The organism is Kribbella sp. NPDC049174, assembly GCF_043197365.1.
In the GTDB taxonomy this organism is placed as follows: domain Bacteria; phylum Actinomycetota; class Actinomycetes; order Propionibacteriales; family Kribbellaceae; genus Kribbella.
In genome coordinates, this window is sequence record NZ_JBICSZ010000001.1 from 484480 (window position 1) to 501014 (window position 16535).

General features: G+C 68.5%; 17 protein-coding genes. 10 read left to right on the forward strand and 7 right to left on the reverse strand.

Features of this window, described 5'->3' with window-relative positions:
- Window positions 1-75: 75 nt before the first annotated feature.
- The 5 genes from ACGFIF_RS02290 to ACGFIF_RS02310 are packed head-to-tail and all read left to right on the forward strand — an operon-like array spanning window position 76 to window position 3768.
- Window positions 76-717 (forward strand): O-methyltransferase, encoded by a 642-nt coding sequence (locus tag ACGFIF_RS02290; RefSeq protein ID WP_393150497.1) that lies wholly within the window; start codon window positions 76-78, stop codon window positions 715-717.
- Window positions 714-1355 (forward strand): ATP-binding cassette domain-containing protein, encoded by a 642-nt coding sequence (locus ACGFIF_RS02295; RefSeq protein ID WP_393150499.1) that lies wholly within the window; start codon window positions 714-716, stop codon window positions 1353-1355. The genes ACGFIF_RS02290 and ACGFIF_RS02295 overlap by 4 nt, the downstream gene beginning before the upstream one ends.
- Before the next feature lie 25 nt (window positions 1356-1380).
- On the forward strand, window positions 1381-2928 hold the full coding sequence (locus ACGFIF_RS02300; protein WP_393150501.1) for a DUF6297 family protein: 1548 nt from the start codon (window positions 1381-1383) through the stop codon (window positions 2926-2928).
- A 50-nt stretch (window positions 2929-2978) separates the two neighbouring features.
- Window positions 2979-3212, forward strand: a complete 234-nt coding sequence (locus ACGFIF_RS02305) for a PadR family transcriptional regulator (protein ID WP_393150503.1) — start codon at window positions 2979-2981, stop codon at window positions 3210-3212.
- Window positions 3202-3768 carry an HAAS signaling domain-containing protein gene (locus ACGFIF_RS02310; protein WP_393150505.1) on the forward strand — a complete coding sequence of 189 codons (567 nt, stop codon included), beginning with the start codon at window positions 3202-3204 and terminating at the stop codon, window positions 3766-3768. The genes ACGFIF_RS02305 and ACGFIF_RS02310 overlap by 11 nt, the downstream gene beginning before the upstream one ends.
- Here the strand turns inward: ACGFIF_RS02310 and ACGFIF_RS02315 are convergent.
- The gene (locus ACGFIF_RS02315; RefSeq protein WP_393150507.1) at window positions 3765-4070 is read right to left on the reverse strand and encodes a pyrophosphatase; all 306 of its coding nucleotides are present in this window, start codon (window positions 4068-4070) and stop codon (window positions 3765-3767) included. The two genes, ACGFIF_RS02310 and ACGFIF_RS02315, sit on opposite strands and share 4 nt — an antisense overlap.
- Window positions 4071-4110: 40 nt before the next feature.
- On the opposite strand from ACGFIF_RS02315, the gene ACGFIF_RS02320 reads away from it, so the two are divergent.
- The gene (locus ACGFIF_RS02320; RefSeq protein WP_393150509.1) at window positions 4111-5016 is read left to right on the forward strand and encodes a hypothetical protein; all 906 of its coding nucleotides are present in this window, start codon (window positions 4111-4113) and stop codon (window positions 5014-5016) included.
- A gap of 9 nt (window positions 5017-5025) precedes the next feature.
- Here ACGFIF_RS02320 and ACGFIF_RS02325 read toward each other — a convergent pair whose 3' ends face one another.
- Both ACGFIF_RS02325 and ACGFIF_RS02330 read right to left on the reverse strand, forming a co-directional pair.
- Window positions 5026-5997 (reverse strand): peptidoglycan recognition family protein, encoded by a 972-nt coding sequence (locus tag ACGFIF_RS02325; protein ID WP_393150511.1) that lies wholly within the window; start codon window positions 5995-5997, stop codon window positions 5026-5028.
- A gap of 163 nt (window positions 5998-6160) precedes the next feature.
- On the reverse strand, window positions 6161-7219 hold the full coding sequence (locus tag ACGFIF_RS02330) for an LLM class flavin-dependent oxidoreductase (RefSeq protein ID WP_393150513.1): 1059 nt from the start codon (window positions 7217-7219) through the stop codon (window positions 6161-6163).
- 192 nt (window positions 7220-7411) lie between these two features.
- On the opposite strand from ACGFIF_RS02330, the gene ACGFIF_RS02335 reads away from it, so the two are divergent.
- The 3 genes from ACGFIF_RS02335 (at window position 7412) to ACGFIF_RS02345 (ending at window position 11046) form a co-directional block, all read left to right on the forward strand.
- The gene (locus ACGFIF_RS02335) at window positions 7412-9310 is read left to right on the forward strand and encodes a glycoside hydrolase family 76 protein (protein WP_393150515.1); all 1899 of its coding nucleotides are present in this window, start codon (window positions 7412-7414) and stop codon (window positions 9308-9310) included.
- Window positions 9311-9426: 116 nt separating this feature from the next.
- Window positions 9427-10191: a class I SAM-dependent methyltransferase gene (locus ACGFIF_RS02340; protein WP_393150517.1), complete on the forward strand. Its 765-nt coding sequence runs from the start codon at window positions 9427-9429 to the stop codon at window positions 10189-10191.
- Window positions 10192-10293: 102 nt separating this feature from the next.
- Window positions 10294-11046, forward strand: a complete 753-nt coding sequence (locus ACGFIF_RS02345) for a class I SAM-dependent methyltransferase (RefSeq protein ID WP_393150519.1) — start codon at window positions 10294-10296, stop codon at window positions 11044-11046.
- 230 nt (window positions 11047-11276) lie between these two features.
- Here the strand turns inward: ACGFIF_RS02345 and glnA are convergent, their stop codons facing one another.
- The gene (gene glnA, locus ACGFIF_RS02350) at window positions 11277-12701 is read right to left on the reverse strand and encodes a type I glutamate--ammonia ligase (RefSeq protein WP_132207120.1); all 1425 of its coding nucleotides are present in this window, start codon (window positions 12699-12701) and stop codon (window positions 11277-11279) included.
- A 191-nt stretch (window positions 12702-12892) separates the two neighbouring features.
- Between glnA and ACGFIF_RS02355 the strand changes: the two genes are divergently transcribed.
- Complete coding sequence (locus ACGFIF_RS02355) at window positions 12893-13357, forward strand: RDD family protein (RefSeq protein ID WP_393150522.1); 465 nt, start codon at window positions 12893-12895, stop codon at window positions 13355-13357.
- A 15-nt stretch (window positions 13358-13372) separates the two neighbouring features.
- On the opposite strand, the gene ACGFIF_RS02360 is transcribed toward ACGFIF_RS02355, so the two are convergent.
- The 3 genes from ACGFIF_RS02360 to lipA form a co-directional block, all read right to left on the reverse strand.
- Window positions 13373-14653 (reverse strand): class I SAM-dependent methyltransferase, encoded by a 1281-nt coding sequence (locus ACGFIF_RS02360; RefSeq protein WP_393150524.1) that lies wholly within the window; start codon window positions 14651-14653, stop codon window positions 13373-13375.
- A 185-nt stretch (window positions 14654-14838) separates the two neighbouring features.
- A complete protein-coding gene (locus ACGFIF_RS02365; protein WP_393150525.1) occupies window positions 14839-15537 on the reverse strand; it encodes a DUF4191 domain-containing protein in 699 nt (232 codons plus the stop codon).
- Window positions 15538-15559: 22 nt separating this feature from the next.
- Window positions 15560-16513 (reverse strand): lipoyl synthase, encoded by a 954-nt coding sequence (gene lipA, locus ACGFIF_RS02370; RefSeq protein ID WP_393150527.1) that lies wholly within the window; start codon window positions 16511-16513, stop codon window positions 15560-15562.
- Window positions 16514-16535 lie beyond the last annotated feature (22 nt).

Consider the following 16535-nt stretch of genomic DNA (forward strand, 5'->3'; position numbering starts at 1 on the left):
GGGGTGGGTGCGCGGCGTTTGGGCAACCCATAGAGACTACAGGCGACCGATCTAATACACCGAAGGCAGGATTCGATGGGTAATCAGGTGCTGGTGACCGACGAACTGCACGACTACATGGTCGCGCACGGGATGCCGCTGGACGAGATCGCCGCCGAACTGGTCGCCGAGACCCGGCAGCTGGGCGACGTCTCCCGGATGCTGACCACCGCTGACCAGGCGGGCCTGCTGACCACGCTCACCCGGCTGATCTCCGCCCGCCGAGCGGTCGAGATCGGCACCTTCACCGGCTTCTCGGCGCTGGCGATCTCCCGCGGGCTGCCGGACGACGGCCGGCTGATCTGCCTGGACGCGAGCGAGGAGTGGACCTCGATCGGGCAGAAGTACTGGGAGCGGGCCGGCGTCGCGTCGAAGATCGAGCTCCGGATCGGCGACGGGCACGAGCTGGCGGCCGCGCTGGACGGCTCGTTCGACCTGGCGTTCGTGGACGCCGACAAGCCGGGCTACATCGACTACTTCGAGCGGCTGGTCCAGGTGATCCGGCCGAACGGGCTGATGCTGTTCGACAACACCCTGGCCGGCGGCCGCGTGGTCGGCGAGCACGCGGAGGACCCGGCCGACCGCAAGGAGTTCAACGCGCACATCGCCAAGGACGACCGGGTCGACGTGGTCATCCTCGGCATCGGCGACGGGCTGACCCTGGTTCGCAAGAAGTGAGCAAGGCCGCGGCTCGGTTGAGCGTGAAGGAGTTGCAGCACAAGTACGGCGACCGGCCGGTGATCGAGGGGCTGACGTTCACCCTGGCCGCCGGTCAGGCGATCGCACTGGTCGGGCCGAACGGCGCCGGCAAGACGACCGTGCTGAAGTGCATCGTCGGCTCGGCCGAACCGGCGGCGGGCACGATCCTGCTCGACGGTCTGCCGATCGACGAACGCGCCGAGACGGTACGACGCGACGTCGCCACGCTGCTCGACGACCTCGACTTCTTCCCGGACCTGACCGCGGCCGAACACCTCGACCTGCTCGCCCGCGCCCACGGCAACCCGGAGCCGGAGGATCTGGTCGACACGCTCCTCGACGACATCGGGCTGCTGCCGGCCGCCGACCAGCTGCCGGGATCGCTGTCCTCGGGTCAGCGCCGTCGCCTCGCGCTGGCGACGGCGCTGGTCCGCCCGCGCACCCTGATGGTGCTGGACGAGCCCGAGGCGCGGCTGGACACCGACGGCGTGCAGTGGTTGTCGGATCGCCTGATCGCGGAGAAGAAGTCCGGTACGTCGATCCTCTTCGCCAGCCACGACCCGGCCCTGGTCGACGCCGTCGCCGACTCCATCGTCACCCTGACCCCGCTGCCATGAGCGTCTGTCGGGCGGAGGTTGCCGCGTGAGCGCGGCGGACGGGCCGGTCGTCTTCGACCCGGCCGACTTCGGTGCGATCCCGGCGTCGCGCTCGCTGCGGGCCTGGATGCGCAAGACCCGGCGCCGCCGCGCCGACCGGTCGTTCTGGCAGATCTTCGAGGACGTCTACCTGGTCGCCTTCACCCTCGCGATGCTGGGCGCCACCGGGGGCAACGTCCTGCGCCAGCTCAACGAGAACGCTGCCCGGTGCATGTCGTGGTCCTGCATGGAGCTGTCGTACTACCTGCCCTTCATCCTCGTGCCGTTGCTGGTGGCAACGACGCTGCGGATGTTGCTGAGCGTCGGGCCGGTATCGGCGTCCCGGGCCACGGGATTCTGGTTGCTGGCCACTCCGGTCGACCGGAGGGCGCTGCTGCGGCCGACGTACCGGGCGGTGATCGCCATCGTGGCCGTGACCGGCCTGCTGGTCTCGGTGATCGCGTGGACGCTGCTCGGGTGGCCGATGCTGGGGATCGGGGAGGCGTCGGTGGTGACTGCCTCCTTGCTGGTTTGTGTTGCGTGTGTGACGGTGTGGGCCCAGCAATCACAGGTGCGCACCAGGTGGACGCTCCGCGTCGCGGATCTCCTGCTGATCGTTGCCGCGATCCCGGCGGTGTGGCTGGCCACCAGGTCCGAGCCCGAGGGCCAGATTGCCAACGTCGTGATCGCTCAGTGGGGTCCGGTCGAGCCGGACACACTGCTCACACTTGAGCAGGCCCGTCTGCTCGTGATCGGGCTGGTATGCCTGGCCGTCGTCCTGGCGATCGTGATCGCCACCGCGCGAACGCTCCCCAAGCTGAACCGGACGACCGTCATCGCCGGCGGCGAGTTGCTGGCCGGGCTTGCCGGAGCTGCGAGCAGTCTGGACATCAGCATGCTCGCCGACGTGGTCTCGGGCCGGCATTGGCGGCTGAAGGGCCGCGTGCATTCCCACCGGGGTCGCGGCTCGCGGGGTGCGGCCCTCGTGCACCGCGAGTTCCTCCGGATCCTGCGCTGGCCCCGGCGCCTCGTCATCGGCTTCGCGCTGCTCGTCGTACCGTACGCCGTGGCCGGAACCGGACTCGACGTCCTGGTGCCGATCGCGGCCGGGTTCGCGGGCTTCGTCGCCGTCCGCCCGCTGATGGACGGGTTGCGATCGGTGTGCCGCTCGACCGGCCTGGTCCGGGCCCTCGGCATGGATCTCCGCGAGCTCCGGGTCATCATGGCCGTCGTCCCGGCCGGCGTCACCGCGCTCTGGGTCCTCCTGGCCCTGCCCGCCCTGTCCAATGGCGCGGCCGCCTTCGCCGTTGCCGCCGGCATCATCTCCGGCACCGTCCGGCAGGCCTCCGCGCGACCTCCGTCGTACGCCGGCCCGCTGGTCGCGTCGCCGATGGGGGCCATCCCGCCCGGGCTGTTCTCCCAGCCCATCCGGGGTTTCGACCTGCTCCTGCTCTGTCTCGTCCCGGTGCTGCTCGGCCTCAGCTCGACCTGGGTGCTCGCGATCCCGGCGTTCGTGCTCGCCGTGATGTTCGCCATCAAACCGAAATCCGACTGAGAACGCGCCGACACCACCTCACCTGGCGTGGGCTCGGGGAAGTCGACGGGATGGTGACCACCGAGGGCACGATCTACCCGCTGCTGGCCCGGTTGCGGCGGGAAGGGCTGGTGGAGACCAGCCGGCGGGAGTCGGACGCCGGACCGCCGCGGCGCTATTACACGTCCACCGCCGCGGGGCGTGAGGCGCTCGCGGCATTCATCGCAGATTGGAACAGGTTCCGGACGTCGGTCGACACGATCCTGCGTCACGGACAGACAGATGGAGACAAGCATGAGCGGTGACCAGTTGGTCGAGGCGTATCTGAAGCACCTGTCCGCGGCGGCCGAGTCGCTGCCGGTGCGACGGCGCGACGACCTCGTCGCCGAGGTGACCTCACACATCGCCGAGGCGCGCGCGGCCGGCGCCACGTCCGAGAGCGAGGTGCGACAGGTCCTGGCGCGGCTGGGTGACCCTGCCGACATCGTCGCCGCGGCCACCGACGGTCTCGTCCTGGTCGAGCAGCCGCCACGGTTGCGCCTCCGGGATTTCGCCGCGCTCGCGCTGCTGGTGATCGGGCCGTTCGTCCTGGTGATCGGCTGGCTGGCCGGCGTCTGGCTGCTGTGGACCTCCGACCGCTGGACCCGCGGCCAGAAGTTGCTCGGCACGCTGGCGTGGCCGCTCGGGTACGCCGCCGCGCTGATCAGCGATTACGTCCTCGTCAACCCGCTGTGGGTGAGCCTCGTGGTCGCCAACCTGATCACGATCGGCATTCTCGTCGTGCTGGCCAAGAGCGCCCGCCCAGGGCAGTCCAGCGCCGCCCCGGCCGACGCCAGTCCGGTTGCCTCAGGCAACAGCTAGATCTCGCGGGCGAGCCACTTCTTCTCGATTTCCTGGGGGAGATCGACGTCGTGTTGACGGGCGAGCAGGAGGAGTTGGCAGAAGACGTCGGCGAACTCCTGGTGGAACGTGTCGCGGATCTGTTCCGCACTGAGTCCCTTGGCGCGGGCGCGGCCGGTGTGCTGCAGGTAGGCCTGGGTCAGCTCGCCCATCTCCTCCTGCAACTTGAGCAGGAACCAGTCCGGATCCCGCTCGAAGCTGAGGATCTCGCCGTACCGCACCGACAGCTTCTCCAACCGCTCCGACAACTCAGTGATGTCCACGCGCCTACCCAACCACCAGCCACCGACAGAGAATGGGCCGATGGATGCGGTGGCGTGGTTGCTCGAGTCGGCGGAGCCGGCGGTGCGGGGGATGGCTCGGCGGGACCTGCTCGGGCGACCGCACCACGAGGATGTGCTGAGCGGGCTCAAGGTGCAGGCCTTGCTCGACGACGCGTCTGCGGACAAGCGGGCCTACAAGAAGTGGACCGGCGCGCACTGGCGGATCGTGTCGTTGGCGGAGTTGGAGGTGCCGGCGGGGGAGCCGCGGGCGGTGGCGGCTGCGGAGTACGACCTGGCTGAGGTGATGCGGTCGCTGAAGTACGGCGTGAGTGTCGTCGACGGACTGGTACGACGCTGTGCGTCCATCGAGGGCAACACGCTCGGGGCCTGCAGTCGGCTGGGCATGGCAGACGACCCGCGCGTGCAGCAGCTGGCGGAGGGGTTGCTGGACTGGCAGTGGCCCGACGGCGGCTGGAACTGCGATCGGAAGGCGTCCGGCCGGCGTTCGTCGTTCCACGAGTCGCATGCGGCTGCGTGGGGTCTGCATGAGTATCACCGCGCTACCGGCGACACCGCTGCGCGTGATGCCGCCGTACGGGCCGGGGAGTTGTTCCTGGAGCACCGAGTGTTCCGCAGCCTGTCGACCGGTGAGCCCATCAACAAGCGGTGGCTGCGGCCGAGCTATCCGCCGTACTGGCACTACGACATCCTGCAGGCGCTCCTGGTGTTGTCGCGGCTCGGACTGGTGCGGGACGAGCGGGCTGGGGATGCGCTGGCTGAGTTGGAGCGACAGCAGCAACCGGATGGTCGCTGGCACGCGGGGCAGCAGTGGTGGAGTCCGCCGGGTGGCGACCGTACGCCGGAAGTCGTCGACTGGGGGCGCAGTGGTCCGAACGAGATGATCACCCTCAACGCCCTGCGGGTGCTCAAGGCCGCAGGACGCTGAAGGTCGCGGTTACTGCTGCGGGGTGGGGTTGGGCTCGGGGTCCGATCCTGACTCCGGCTGTGCGGCCGGCGCGGTGCCCGCGGGCGCGCTGCCGTTGGGGTCCGTCGCCGCGTCCGGCGCGGAGTCCGGGGCGGCGTCCGGTGTGGTGTCGGCGGTCGGCATCGGCTCGGGGTCCGGGAGCAGGAGATAGGGCTCCGTGCTCGGATCGGGCTCGGGTTCGGGGTCCGGGGCCGGCTTCGGCTGGAAGGTGTCCGGTGCGGTCGCCCAGACCGCGGCGGCGGCGCGCTGGGCGTCGGCGGCGTCGGTCTGGCGCTCGTAGTTCTTGATGTCGAGCGCGTACGCCTTCACCACCGCGGAGAGATCCTTGCGCAGTTGCCGGTGCACCCAGAGGGCGTAGGCCTGGCTGCGGGCCTCGATGAAGTTCTTCAGTTCCTGCATCTGGGCAGGCGTCATGTCGTCCTCCGACGAAGTTGGGGTGAAGTCGCCGCGGGCGATCGCGGCCCGGGCGGCCGGGCCGGGACAGTCGGTACCGTCCGGCCGGACCGCGGAGTGCGGCCGGATCGCCGTACCGCGGGGGAAGATTCTGCGGAAGTCGGCGATCACCCCGCGGGTGGTCGCCTTCATCGCGGCGGTCGGCTGCTCGCCGGTGACGAGCACCAGCAGGATCGCGCCGTACCGCTCGTTGAGATCAGCGTTGCCGTTGGCACCGGACTGCGTCCGCAACCCGCGCAGCGTCCAGGCCCGGCCGGCCTGGTCGACCGCGATCTGGTACGCGATGTCGGACCAGCCCCGGCTGTCCATGTGGTAGTTCTGCCAGCCCCGCAACGCCGACGCGACCGCCGCCTTGCTGTGGATGACACTTGTCGATCCGGTCCCGGGCCAGTGGATCACCGCGCCCTGGACCCGGGAGACCGTCAGATTGCCCGGCCCACCGTTCGGTGGCCGCGCGTTCCAGGCGGACCGCGGCAGATATGTGACCATCACGTGCTCCTCACATGCCTCACAAGCACCGCTTACCCAGCGTTGGCGCTCGGTAATCAACCGATCACAATCGGCATGTGATCGTCAAGGGAAACGGACGCACCGGGCGAGCGAGTTCATCCCAGGAGGCAGCACACTATCGGCCGGAGGGGCAGCCGGGCTGTCAGGCTCCGTTCGTCAGCAGCGGGAGGAGCTGGTCGCCGATGCGGACGATCTCTTCGCGGTACGGCGTGTCGGACAGGACGAAGTGGGTGATGCCGAGGTCCTGGTACTTGCGGAGCGACTTCGCGACGTCGTCGGCCGAGCCGACGAGCCACGTCGTACCGGCGCCTCCGCCGCCGTACTTGCCGGTCGCGGTGTAGAGATTGTCGTCGAGGATCTCGCCCCGCTCGGCCAGATCCAGTAGTCGTTGCTGGCCGACCGCCTTGAACCAGCGGCGATCGCGGGAACCCTGTGCCTCGGCCATCTTCGCGACCTTCGCCTCCGCGTCCGCCCAGGCCTCCTCGGTGGTGTCGCGCACGAGCGTGGTGATGCGCAGCCCGAACTCGAGCGGCGCGTGCTCACGCCCCAGCTCGGCCTCCAGCTGCCGCAGCTTGCTGATCCGCTCGGCGATCCCGTCCAGCGGCTCACCCCAGAACAGCTGCACATCCGCCTCGGTCGCGGCGACCCGCTGAGCGGCATCGGACGCACCGCCGAAGTACAGCCGCGGGTGCAGTCTTCCTTCGCGTACGACGGGACGCGTCGCGACTGTGGATCCGGTGACCGAGAAGTACTCGCCCACGTAGGTCACCTCCTCCTCGGTCCACAACCGCCGGACCAGCTGGAGGAACTCCTTCGTCCGTGCGTACCGCTGCGGCTGGTCGCCCTCGCTGTCGCCGTACGCCGCGAGGTTGTCCTGCCCGGACACGATGTTCACCAGCACCCGACCGCCGGTCAGCTGATCGAGTGTGCTCGCCGCGGACGCGAAGTGCGCCGGCCGCCAGTACCCGGGCCGGATCGCGATCAACGGCTGAAAGGTCGTCGTCTGCGCGGCGAGTGCCGTCGCGACCGTGAACGTGTCCGGCCGCCCCCACCCGGTCCCGAGCAGCGCCCCACCCCACCCGTGCGCCTCCGTCAACCGAGCCAGCTCGGTCAATCGCTCCAGACTGTTGTGCCCTCGGACGGCGTCATCCCCGCGATGCCCGGGATCGACCTGATTCGGGATGTACCACAGAAAAGTCATGGAAAGCAGTTTATGTTCACTTATTTAGTCGACTATGGCCGTCTCGCGGTCTGGTCAGCCGGCGCGAAGGATGACCGGGTTGGGCCATTGACATCGTTGTCTGCTGCGACGACGATTCTCCAGCGAGAGCCTGATGAAACGTTTCCAACCTCGGTCCGCCGACCGCCCACGAGCACTCGAGGAGATCCGATCATGGTGTTGAGTCGTCCGCGCGTTCTGTGCGCCCTGATGGCCGGCGTGGTCACGCTGGCCGTCGGGCTGGTGTCCCCACCGGCTGCCGCAGCCGTTCCGCCGGGAGGTGCCGACGGCCCGACGGCCACGGCGCGGTCCCGGGTCGCCGCCGACGTCCTGATGACGTCGTACGAGCCGGTGAAGGCATGGTTCCCGTCCAGCTGGTGGAACTCCGCCGTCGCCCTGCAGACGATCGGCGACTACATGCAGCGCACCGGAGATCGCCGCTATCTGCAGCAGCTGGACAACACGTTCGAGAAGGACAAAGGCGTCTTCCCCGCGGGGTACCTGTCGGGTGATCCACTGCTCGGCAACTTCACCAGCCGCGCCATCGACGACTCCGAGTGGTGGGCGCTGACCTGGATCCAGGCCTACGACCTGACCAAGAAGCAGAAGTACCTCGACATGGCGGTCACGATCGCGGAGTACGTCGAGGACTACTGGGACGACACCTGTGGCGGCGGTGTCTGGTGGGACGCCGAGCGGACGTACAAGAACGCCGTCACCAACGGCCTCTGGATCCGCCTCACCGCCGAGCTGCACAACCGGATCCCGGGTGACCGGCACTGGCTCGGCCGCTCGCAGCAGGGGTGGAACTGGTTCACGGGCAGCGGGATGATCAACTTCGGCGGCCTGGTCAACGACGGTCTGAACACCAGCACCTGCCAGAGCAACAACGACACGGTGTGGACCTACAACCAGGGCCTGGCGATCGGAGCCGGCCTCGAGTTGTGGCGGGCAACCCGGAATCCTCAGCTGCTGACCACCGTACGACGGCTGGCCGACTCCGCGATCGGGGCCGGGGGCCTGGTCTCGAACGGCGTCCTGACCGAGTCGTGCGACGTGCCGGGCAAGGTCTGCGACGACAACCAGAAGCAGTTCAAGGGCATCTTCCTGCGCTACTGGATGGACCTCGCCGACACCACGCATGACTCTCGGTACGTCGCCTTCCTCGCCCAGCAGGCCGCCTCCGTCTGGGACAACGACCGTGACGCGGCCGGACGGCTCGGCCAGCGGTGGTCCGGGGCCACGAGTGCGGACGAACCGAACGTCTTCGACTGGCGTACTCAGGCCAGTGCGCTCAGCGCCCTGATCGCCGCCGTACCAGCGCGGCCGCCGGTGCGGTCGCTGTCGGCGGCCATGACTCCGGCCCAGCCGGTAGTGATGCCCGCCGGCGGTACTGCGACCCACGTCAAGCTCGTGGCCGGGCTTCAGGCCACCGCACCGGCGGGAGAGCGGGTCAAGGCCGACGTGCGAGCCGCCGCCCCCGCGGGTTGGACCGTGACCCCGAGCACGACGACCGTGACGCTCCGACCGAAGGGGAACGCCGTACCCGCGCAGGCGAGCGTCGAGCTCGACGTGGCGATTCCCGCCGGTACGCCGGACGGCCGCTACTCGGTCACCGTGACCGCTACGTCCGATCCGCTGCTGTCGTTCAGCACGCAGGCCGAGATCCTGGTGGCGCACACCGCGGACTTCGACACCGGTACGGCGGCGGAGAACCCATGGCTGTGGGACGCCGGCGGCTCACAGAGCAACGGGATCCAGAACCGCTTCGCCGACGGTCACGCGTACTTCGTCTACCGCTTCCCGTTCCCGTCCGGCACCACCTCGGCGTCCGCGACGCTGACGATCGACAACGAGTACGTCGTCGAGGTGAGCGGTGACGGTCAACAGTGGACCACCGTGGCGCGGGAGACCGAGCACGTTCACGGCGGCGAGAACAAGGCCACCCGGACGTTCGACCTGACGCCGTACCTCGGCCCGGACAAGGCCGCCTACGTGCGCATCTCCGACTCGTTCCCCGACGAAGGCTGGGGCGGCCGGGTCTACCACGTCAGCGCGACGTACACCGGATAGCGGAAGCTGAATTCTCTAGGGGTGGTAGTGAACGGCCACGTCGCCCCCCATCGCGTCCGCTGTTCGGCGGGGGAAAATGGAAAGCGCTGGGGCGTGGATGGTGCCAGGATGCCGGCATGGTTGCGCGCGCGCTGAGCTTCGGGGTGGTGGCGGAGGCGTACGAACGGTTCCGGCCCGGATATCCCTTGGAACTCCTCGATCTGGTGATGGCGTACGCCGGTGGGCCGATCCGGACCGCCCTCGAGTTCGGCGCCGGGACAGGCAAGGCAACGCGTCTGTTCGCGCAGGCAGGGATCGCGGTCACGGCGACCGAGCCTGACGCGGCCATGCTTGCGGAGATGCGCAAACACGTGCCGGCAAACGTCACAACCGTGCAAGCCGCCTTCGAGGACTTGCCGCTGGATTCGTCGTACGAGCTGGTGTATTCGGCTGCCGCGCTTCATTGGACCAAACCTGAAGGCCGGTGGACCCGCATGGCCGCACTAGTCCAACCGGGTGGCGTGTTCGCCTCGTTCGGTGTGCCGATCCAGCTGGCCGACCCTGCCCTCAAGGAGGCCGTGCGCACGGCACGTTCGCCGTACCTGGAGAACGACGGCATCCCGTCGCCTGACGGCACACCCTCCGCGGATCGCCCGATGGAATGGCCCGGCACGGAGCTCCAGGAGGCCGAGTGGTTCACCGATGTCCGGCAGTCGGTGATCGAACGGCGCTTGACGATGAGCGCCCACGAGTACATCGGACAACTCTCGACGGTCTCGGCGTACGTGATGCTGCAGCCCGCCGACCGAGACCAGGTCTTCCGCCGAATCCTCCAGGTCCTGCCCAAAACCGTGGAACTCAACGCCGAGATCCATGCTCACCTCGCCCGCCGCCACCACTAGGACGACGCCCGCGCCACCGGCAGACACGCCGGCGGCGCACACGCTTGAATCAGCAGGCCATCACGGCCAACTGCGGATGAGTCGGAAGGGAGGCGACGCTTGATGAGTGGAGCGTTCTACTCGCACGCGAGGCTGTACGACCTGATGTTCCCGGGCGGCGGGCCCGCAGTCGACTTCTACCGGGCCGACGTCAATCGGCAAGGCGGGCGCGTATTGGAACTCGGGTGCGGCACCGGGCACAAGCTGATCCCCATCGCGTCCGACGGGCATCCCTGCGTGGGCATGGACTTCTCGTCAGACATGCTGGCTGAGGCTCAGCGTAAGGCGAACGAGCGCGGTGTAGCGGTGGAATGGATGCAGGGCGACATGCGGGCCTTCGATCTGGGCCGCACATTCGACTTCGTGTTCATCACAGCCAATTCTCTACTGCATTTGCATGAGGCTGAGGATCTGGTGAGCTGCTTCCGGTCGGTTCGAAGACACCTGGCACCTGGAGCACGGTTCGTCTTGGATGTATTCAATCCGAGCGTGCGCCTACTTGCTGAAGCCGATGGCGTGCGGCGCACCCGGGAGTCGTTGTCGTTCATGGATCCTGACCGTGGCAACGTCAGCGTCGATGTTGCTGAGATCTACGATGCGCCCGCGCAAGTTACCCGCGGGACGTGGTACCTCTCGACTGACTCCGAGCCCGACTTCGTCGTCGCAGCGCTCGAAATCAGGAGCATCTTCCCGCAGGAGTTGCCGCTGCTCCTCTCGCTCGGCGGCCTTCGGCTCGTCGAGCGCTTCGGCGACTGGTCCGGTCGGCCATTTGCCGTGGATTCGCCGCTTCAACTCTGCATCTGCGAGTCCGCGTGATTGAAGGCGAGAGAGCACAGTCTCGGTCACGCAAACTGTAGAACTGCCTGTCGACGGTGAAGGTCTGGCGGGCACTGAACCGGGCCTTGGTCGTGCACCTGTCCAAAGACCACCTCAGTGCGACAGTGCACGACACATAAGTCTGCCCTCTACAAGCAAGAACGGCGGCCGGCCCGGAACTCGCGTTCCGGGCCGGCCGCCGTTCAGCTGACGCTGAGCTGATCCAGGGATCAGACGTCGTAGTACAGCTCGAACTCGTGTGGGTGCGGGCGGAGCTGGATCGGGGCGATCTCCTGCTCGCGCTTGAGGTCGACCCAGGTCTCGATCAGGTCGGAGGTGAACACGTCACCCTCGAGCAGGAAGGCGTGGTCGGCCTCGAGCGAGTCGATCACGGCCGGCAGCGAGGTCGGCACCTGGGCGATGCCCGCGTGCTCCTCCGGCGGCAGCTCGTACAGGTCCTTGTCGACCGGGTCGGCCGGCTCGATCTTGTTGCGGATACCGTCCAGGCCGGCCAGCAGCTGGGCCGAGAAGGCCAGGTACGGGTTCGCGGACGGGTCGGGGCAGCGGAACTCGATCCGCTTCGCCTTCGGGTTCGAGCCGGTGATCGGGATCCGGATGCAGGCGGACCGGTTGCGCTGCGAGTAGACCAGGTTGACCGGCGCCTCGAAGCCCGGCACCAGGCGGTGGTAGGAGTTCACCGTCGGGTTGGTGAAGGCCAGCAGCGACGGGGCGTGCTTGAGGAGGCCGCCGATGTACCAGCGGGCAACGTCGGACAGGCCGCCGTAGCCGGCCTCGTCGTAGAACAGCGCCTCGCCGTTGGAGAACAGCGACTGGTGGACGTGCATCCCGGAGCCGTTGTCACCGAAGATCGGCTTCGGCATGAAGGTCGCGGTCTTGCCGGCCTGCCAGGCGGTGTTCTTGACGATGTACTTGAACTTCATCAGGTTGTCCGCGGTCTTCAGCAGCTCGTCGAAGCGGAAGTTGATCTCCGCCTGACCCGCGGTACCGACCTCGTGGTGGGCGCGCTCGACCAGCAGACCGGACTTCTCCAGGTTCAGCGTGATCTGGTCGCGCAGGTCGCCGAAGTGGTCGGTCGGCGCGACCGGGAAGTAGCCGCCCTTGTAGCGGACCTTGTAGCCGCGGTTGCCGCCGTCCTCGACCCGGCCGGTGTTCCAGGCGCCGGCGACCGAGTCGATCGAGTAGTAGCCGGAGTTCTGCTTGGTCTCGAACCGGACGTCGTCGAAGACGTAGAACTCGGCCTCGGGCGCGAAGAACGCGGTGTCCGCGATCCCGGTCGACTTCAGGTACTCCTGCGCCTTCCGGGCGATGTTGCGCGGGTCACGGCTGTAGGCCTCGCCGGTCAGCGGGTCGTGCACGAAGAAGTTGATCGCCAGCGTCTTCGTCCCGCGGAACGTGTCGAGGAAGGCGGTGGTCGGGTCGGGCAGCAGCTTCATGTCGGACTCGTGGATCTGCTGGAACCCTCGTACCGACGAACCGTCGAACATCAGGCCCTCTTCGAAGACCTCAGGTCCGAACGACGACACCGGGACGGTGAAGTGCTGCATGATGCCCGGCAGGTCGGAGAACCGGACATCGATGATCTCGATGCCCTCGTCCTTGACGTAGGCGAGCAGCTCCTCAGCGCTGGAAAACATTCGTACTCCTCGGGGTGGCTCAGAGATTGCATCTGAACGTAGGGCCCGACGATTACTCCGTCGTGACCCTGATGTTTCGCGGATGTTACGCCCAGCGTGTCCGCGCTGACCCACTGGTGTACGGCGGTGACGCCCTGAGATATCCCGAGCCGCTGTGACCGGGTCCAGGCCGTGTCCGTAGGCTAGCCATCATGGCATCATCCCCGCGGCCGGGCACAGGACCCACCGAAGAATTCCGGTTTCCGGGCAACCGGCTGGGGCTGCCCGAGGAGGGTCCGGGCTCGGTCTCCGGGTGGGGCCGCCGGGTGCTCGCGCTGTTCCTGGACTGGCTGATCGCCGGTCTGGTCGCGTCCGCGATCACCTCCCAGCCCCTGTGGGCGGGCGGCAACGACTACAGCATCGCCCAGCTGGTCACGTTCTTCGCGATGACCGCGATCCTGACCGGTCTGGCCGGGGCCACCATCGGCCACCGCGTCTGCGGCCTCCGGGTCGTCCCGGTCCGTCCCGGCAGCGCCGGCTACACGGCCCAGCCCGGCCTGCTGGCCGGCGTGATCCGCGCCTTCCTGCTCTGCCTGCTCATCCCCGCCGTCGTCTACGACCGGGACCGCCGGGGCCTGCACGACCGCGCCGCCAGCACAGTCGTCGTACGCCGCTAGGCCTGTCGTCCGCCGTCAGCGCCTGGTCAGGCGGAGCTGGACGTCGTCGAGGTAGTTGGTGCGGAAGCCGGCCTCGGAGTACGCGAGGTAGAACTCCCACATCCGGCGGAAGGTGGGGTCGAAGCCCAGATCGGCGATGGCCGGCCAGCGGTCGGTGAACCGGTTGCGCCAGATCCGCAGCGTCCGGGCGTAGTCGGCGCCGAGATGCCGCAGTACCTCGACCTGGAGGCCGGTGTGCTGGGCGGTGACGTCCTCGATCACCCTGATCGACGGGATCAGGCCGCCGGGGAAGATGTACTTCTGCACCCAGGTGAAGGTGTTCCGGGTGGCCAGCATCCGCTCGTGCGGCATCACGATCGCCTGCACCACGCCGACCCCGCCGGGCGCCAGCCGCCGCTCGATCGCGTCGAAGTAGACCGGCCAGTACCGCTCGCCGACCGCCTCGATCATCTCCACACTCAGCACGGCGTCGAACTCGCCGATCTGGTCGCGGTAGTCGCGCAGCGCGACCTGCACCCGGTCGCTCACCCCGGCCTCGGCGATCTTGCGCTGTGCCAGCAACGCCTGCTGTGAGGCGATCGTGATCGCGGTCACCCACGCACCGCGCTGGGCCGCGCGGATCGCCAGGCTGGCCCAGCCACAGCCGATGTCGAGCACCCGTGATCCGGACACCACCCCGGCCGCGTCCAGGATCGAGTCGAGCTTGTTCAGCTGCGCCTGGTTCAGTTCGTCGTACGACGCGGTGGCGAGATCGGCCGCGGCGTCCGCGCCGAAGTACGCCGCCGAGTAGGTCAGGGTCGGGTCGAGGAACTCGGCGAACATCGCATTGCTCAGGTCGTAGTGGCGACTGACGTTCTCGCGGGCGCCGGCCCGGTCGTTCTCCTGTTCGCCCGGCTGGGAGCGGGTCACCAGCCAGCGCAGCGACTGGGCCCACTTCGGCAGCAGGTGCCGGGTCTCCTCGTTGCTGAAGCGCTCGGCGAACGGGACCAGCAGATCGGCCAGGTCGGTCCCCGGCTCCGGATCCCAGTCACCGGCCAGGTACGCCTCGCCGAACCCCGACCCGGCGTCGTGCCCGAGGCGGTCGAGGAAGTCCGAGCTCCGGTGCACCCGCATCGCCGGGCCGCCCAGGCCGTACGAGCGGTTGTTGTCCAGGTGGATCGTGGCCGGCAGGTCCTTGGCGATCAGACGGATCGCGGCCATCGCACCGGCCCGGCGGACCGGATTCGACCGCGGCGGGGCCAGCGAGGGCCAGGTGTCAGCCGCCGGGCGGTGCACCCTCGGCATGAGATCCGTCATATCCGTCAACCCTCGTGTCCAATCTGTCCTGGTCGCACCTTAAGGCCCGACCCCCACCCCACAGCGCGACACGAGGGCACACTCGTGCCACGTCACGACAGATCAACTACTCAGCGGCCGCCGGGTTACCGGCATCTCACGCTGAGAGAACGCGCAGCCCCCCAGCCAGCGCTGCGCAGCGCCCCTCAGCGCCCCTTCATCGCCTGACGGGCGCCCTTGAGACTCGTCGGCACCGGGCCCTTCGGCATCGGCACCTGCGGCCGGACCGCGTCCAGCGCCTTCAGCCGCTGCAGCAGGTCGGTGATCTCGGACGGCTGCAGCGCGGCCGGCAGCTTCATCACGTGCTTGGTCAGCTTGCGGATGTCGATCTCGTCCTCGCCCTGACCGGCGACGATCTGGATCACCGGCGCGCCCCCGGCGACCCGGGTGTGCTTCTTGCCCTCGGCCTGGAGCAGGTTCTTCACCCGGCTCGCCTGGCCCTCACCGACCAGGACGATGCCCGGCCGGCCGACCACCCGGTGCACGATGTCGGCGTTCTTGGTGACCGCGACCGCGGGCGTCACGTTCCAGCCGCGGCGCAGCGTCTGCAGGGCCGACGCGGCCGCACCGGCCTGGCCCTCGATCTGGCTGTACGCCGCCTTCTCCACCCGGCGACCGAAGATGATCGTGGTGGCCAGGAAGGCGAGCGCCACACCGAGTGGCAGCCACACCAGCAGCGGCCCGACCAGCACGGCGACCACGGCGAACACGGCGACAACGCCGAGGAAGATCCCGGCGAGAACCAGTCCGATCTTCGGGTCGGACTTCTTGGTCAGCTGGTACGCCGACCGGATCTGCTTGAGCCGACCGGTCTTCTTCTCGGCGGGTGCGTCGTTCTTGGCCATCTCTACCTTTGTCCGTGTTCTCTTATGCCTGCAGTGCCTGCTGGGCGGAGCTCTGCATCCGCGACTCCACAGCCTGACGGTACAGCCGACCGGCCCGGTACGACGAACGTACGAGCGGCCCGGACATGACTCCGGCGAAGCCGATCGCCTCGGCCTCGTCGTTCAGTTCCACGAACTCCTCCGGCCGGACCCACCGCTCGACCGGGTGGTGCCGCACCGAGGGGCGCAGGTACTGGGTGATGGTGATGATCTCGCAGCCGGCGTCGTACAGGTCGCGCAGCGCCTGGCTGACCTCCTCGCGGGTCTCGCCCATGCCGAGGATCAGGTTCGACTTGGTCACCAGGCCGTAGTCGCGGGCCTGGGTGATCACGTTCAGGGACCGCTCGTAGCGGAACCCGGGCCGGATCCGGCGGAAGATCCGCGGCACCGTCTCCACGTTGTGCGCGAACACCTCCGGCCGGGAGGAGAACACCTCGGCCAGCTGCTCGGGTACGGCGTTGAAGTCGGGCGCGAGCATCTCGACCCCGGTGCCGGGGTTGAGCTCGTGGATCTGGCGGATCGTCTCGGCGTACAGCCAGGCGCCGCCGTCGTCCAGGTCGTCGCGGGCCACCCCGGTCACGGTCGCGTAGCGCAGACCCATGGTCCGGACCGACTCGGCGACGCGTCGCGGCTCGTCGCGGTCCAGCGCCTCCGGCTTGCCGGTGTCGATCTGGCAGAAGTCACACCGCCGGGTGCACTGGTCGCCGCCGATGAGGAAGGTGGCCTCGCGGTCCTCCCAGCACTCGAAGATGTTCGGGCAGCCGGCTTCCTGGCACACCGTGTGCAGCTGCTCGGACTTCACCAGCTTCTGCAACGCCTGGTATTCCGGGCCCATCTTCGCCCGGGTCTTGATCCACTCGGGTTTGCGCTCGATCGGGGTCTCCGCGTTGCGCACCTCGAGCCTGAGCAGTTTCCGTCCTTCTGGGGCGATCGTCACGCCCTCCAGGGTACGCGTCCCC

Bases quoted from the DNA above. Each gene is read 5' to 3' on its own strand.
- ACGFIF_RS02290 (WP_393150497.1), top strand. From the start codon at position 76: ATGGGTAATCAGGTGCTGGTGACCGACGAACTGCACGACTACATGGTC.
- ACGFIF_RS02305 (WP_393150503.1), top strand. From the start codon at position 2,979: ATGGTGACCACCGAGGGCACGATCTACCCGCTGCTGGCCCGGTTGCGG.
- ACGFIF_RS02310 (WP_393150505.1), top strand. From the start codon at position 3,202: ATGAGCGGTGACCAGTTGGTCGAGGCGTATCTGAAGCACCTGTCCGCG.
- ACGFIF_RS02320 (WP_393150509.1), top strand. From the start codon at position 4,111: ATGGATGCGGTGGCGTGGTTGCTCGAGTCGGCGGAGCCGGCGGTGCGG.
- ACGFIF_RS02325 (WP_393150511.1), bottom strand. From the start codon at position 5,997: ATGGTCACATATCTGCCGCGGTCCGCCTGGAACGCGCGGCCACCGAAC.
- ACGFIF_RS02330 (WP_393150513.1), bottom strand. From the start codon at position 7,219: ATGACTTTTCTGTGGTACATCCCGAATCAGGTCGATCCCGGGCATCGC.
- ACGFIF_RS02335 (WP_393150515.1), top strand. From the start codon at position 7,412: ATGGTGTTGAGTCGTCCGCGCGTTCTGTGCGCCCTGATGGCCGGCGTG.
- ACGFIF_RS02340 (WP_393150517.1), top strand. From the start codon at position 9,427: ATGGTTGCGCGCGCGCTGAGCTTCGGGGTGGTGGCGGAGGCGTACGAA.
- ACGFIF_RS02345 (WP_393150519.1), top strand. From the start codon at position 10,294: ATGAGTGGAGCGTTCTACTCGCACGCGAGGCTGTACGACCTGATGTTC.
- glnA (WP_132207120.1), bottom strand. From the start codon at position 12,701: ATGTTTTCCAGCGCTGAGGAGCTGCTCGCCTACGTCAAGGACGAGGGC.
- ACGFIF_RS02355 (WP_393150522.1), top strand. From the start codon at position 12,893: ATGGCATCATCCCCGCGGCCGGGCACAGGACCCACCGAAGAATTCCGG.
- ACGFIF_RS02360 (WP_393150524.1), bottom strand. From the start codon at position 14,653: ATGACGGATCTCATGCCGAGGGTGCACCGCCCGGCGGCTGACACCTGG.
- ACGFIF_RS02365 (WP_393150525.1), bottom strand. From the start codon at position 15,537: ATGGCCAAGAACGACGCACCCGCCGAGAAGAAGACCGGTCGGCTCAAG.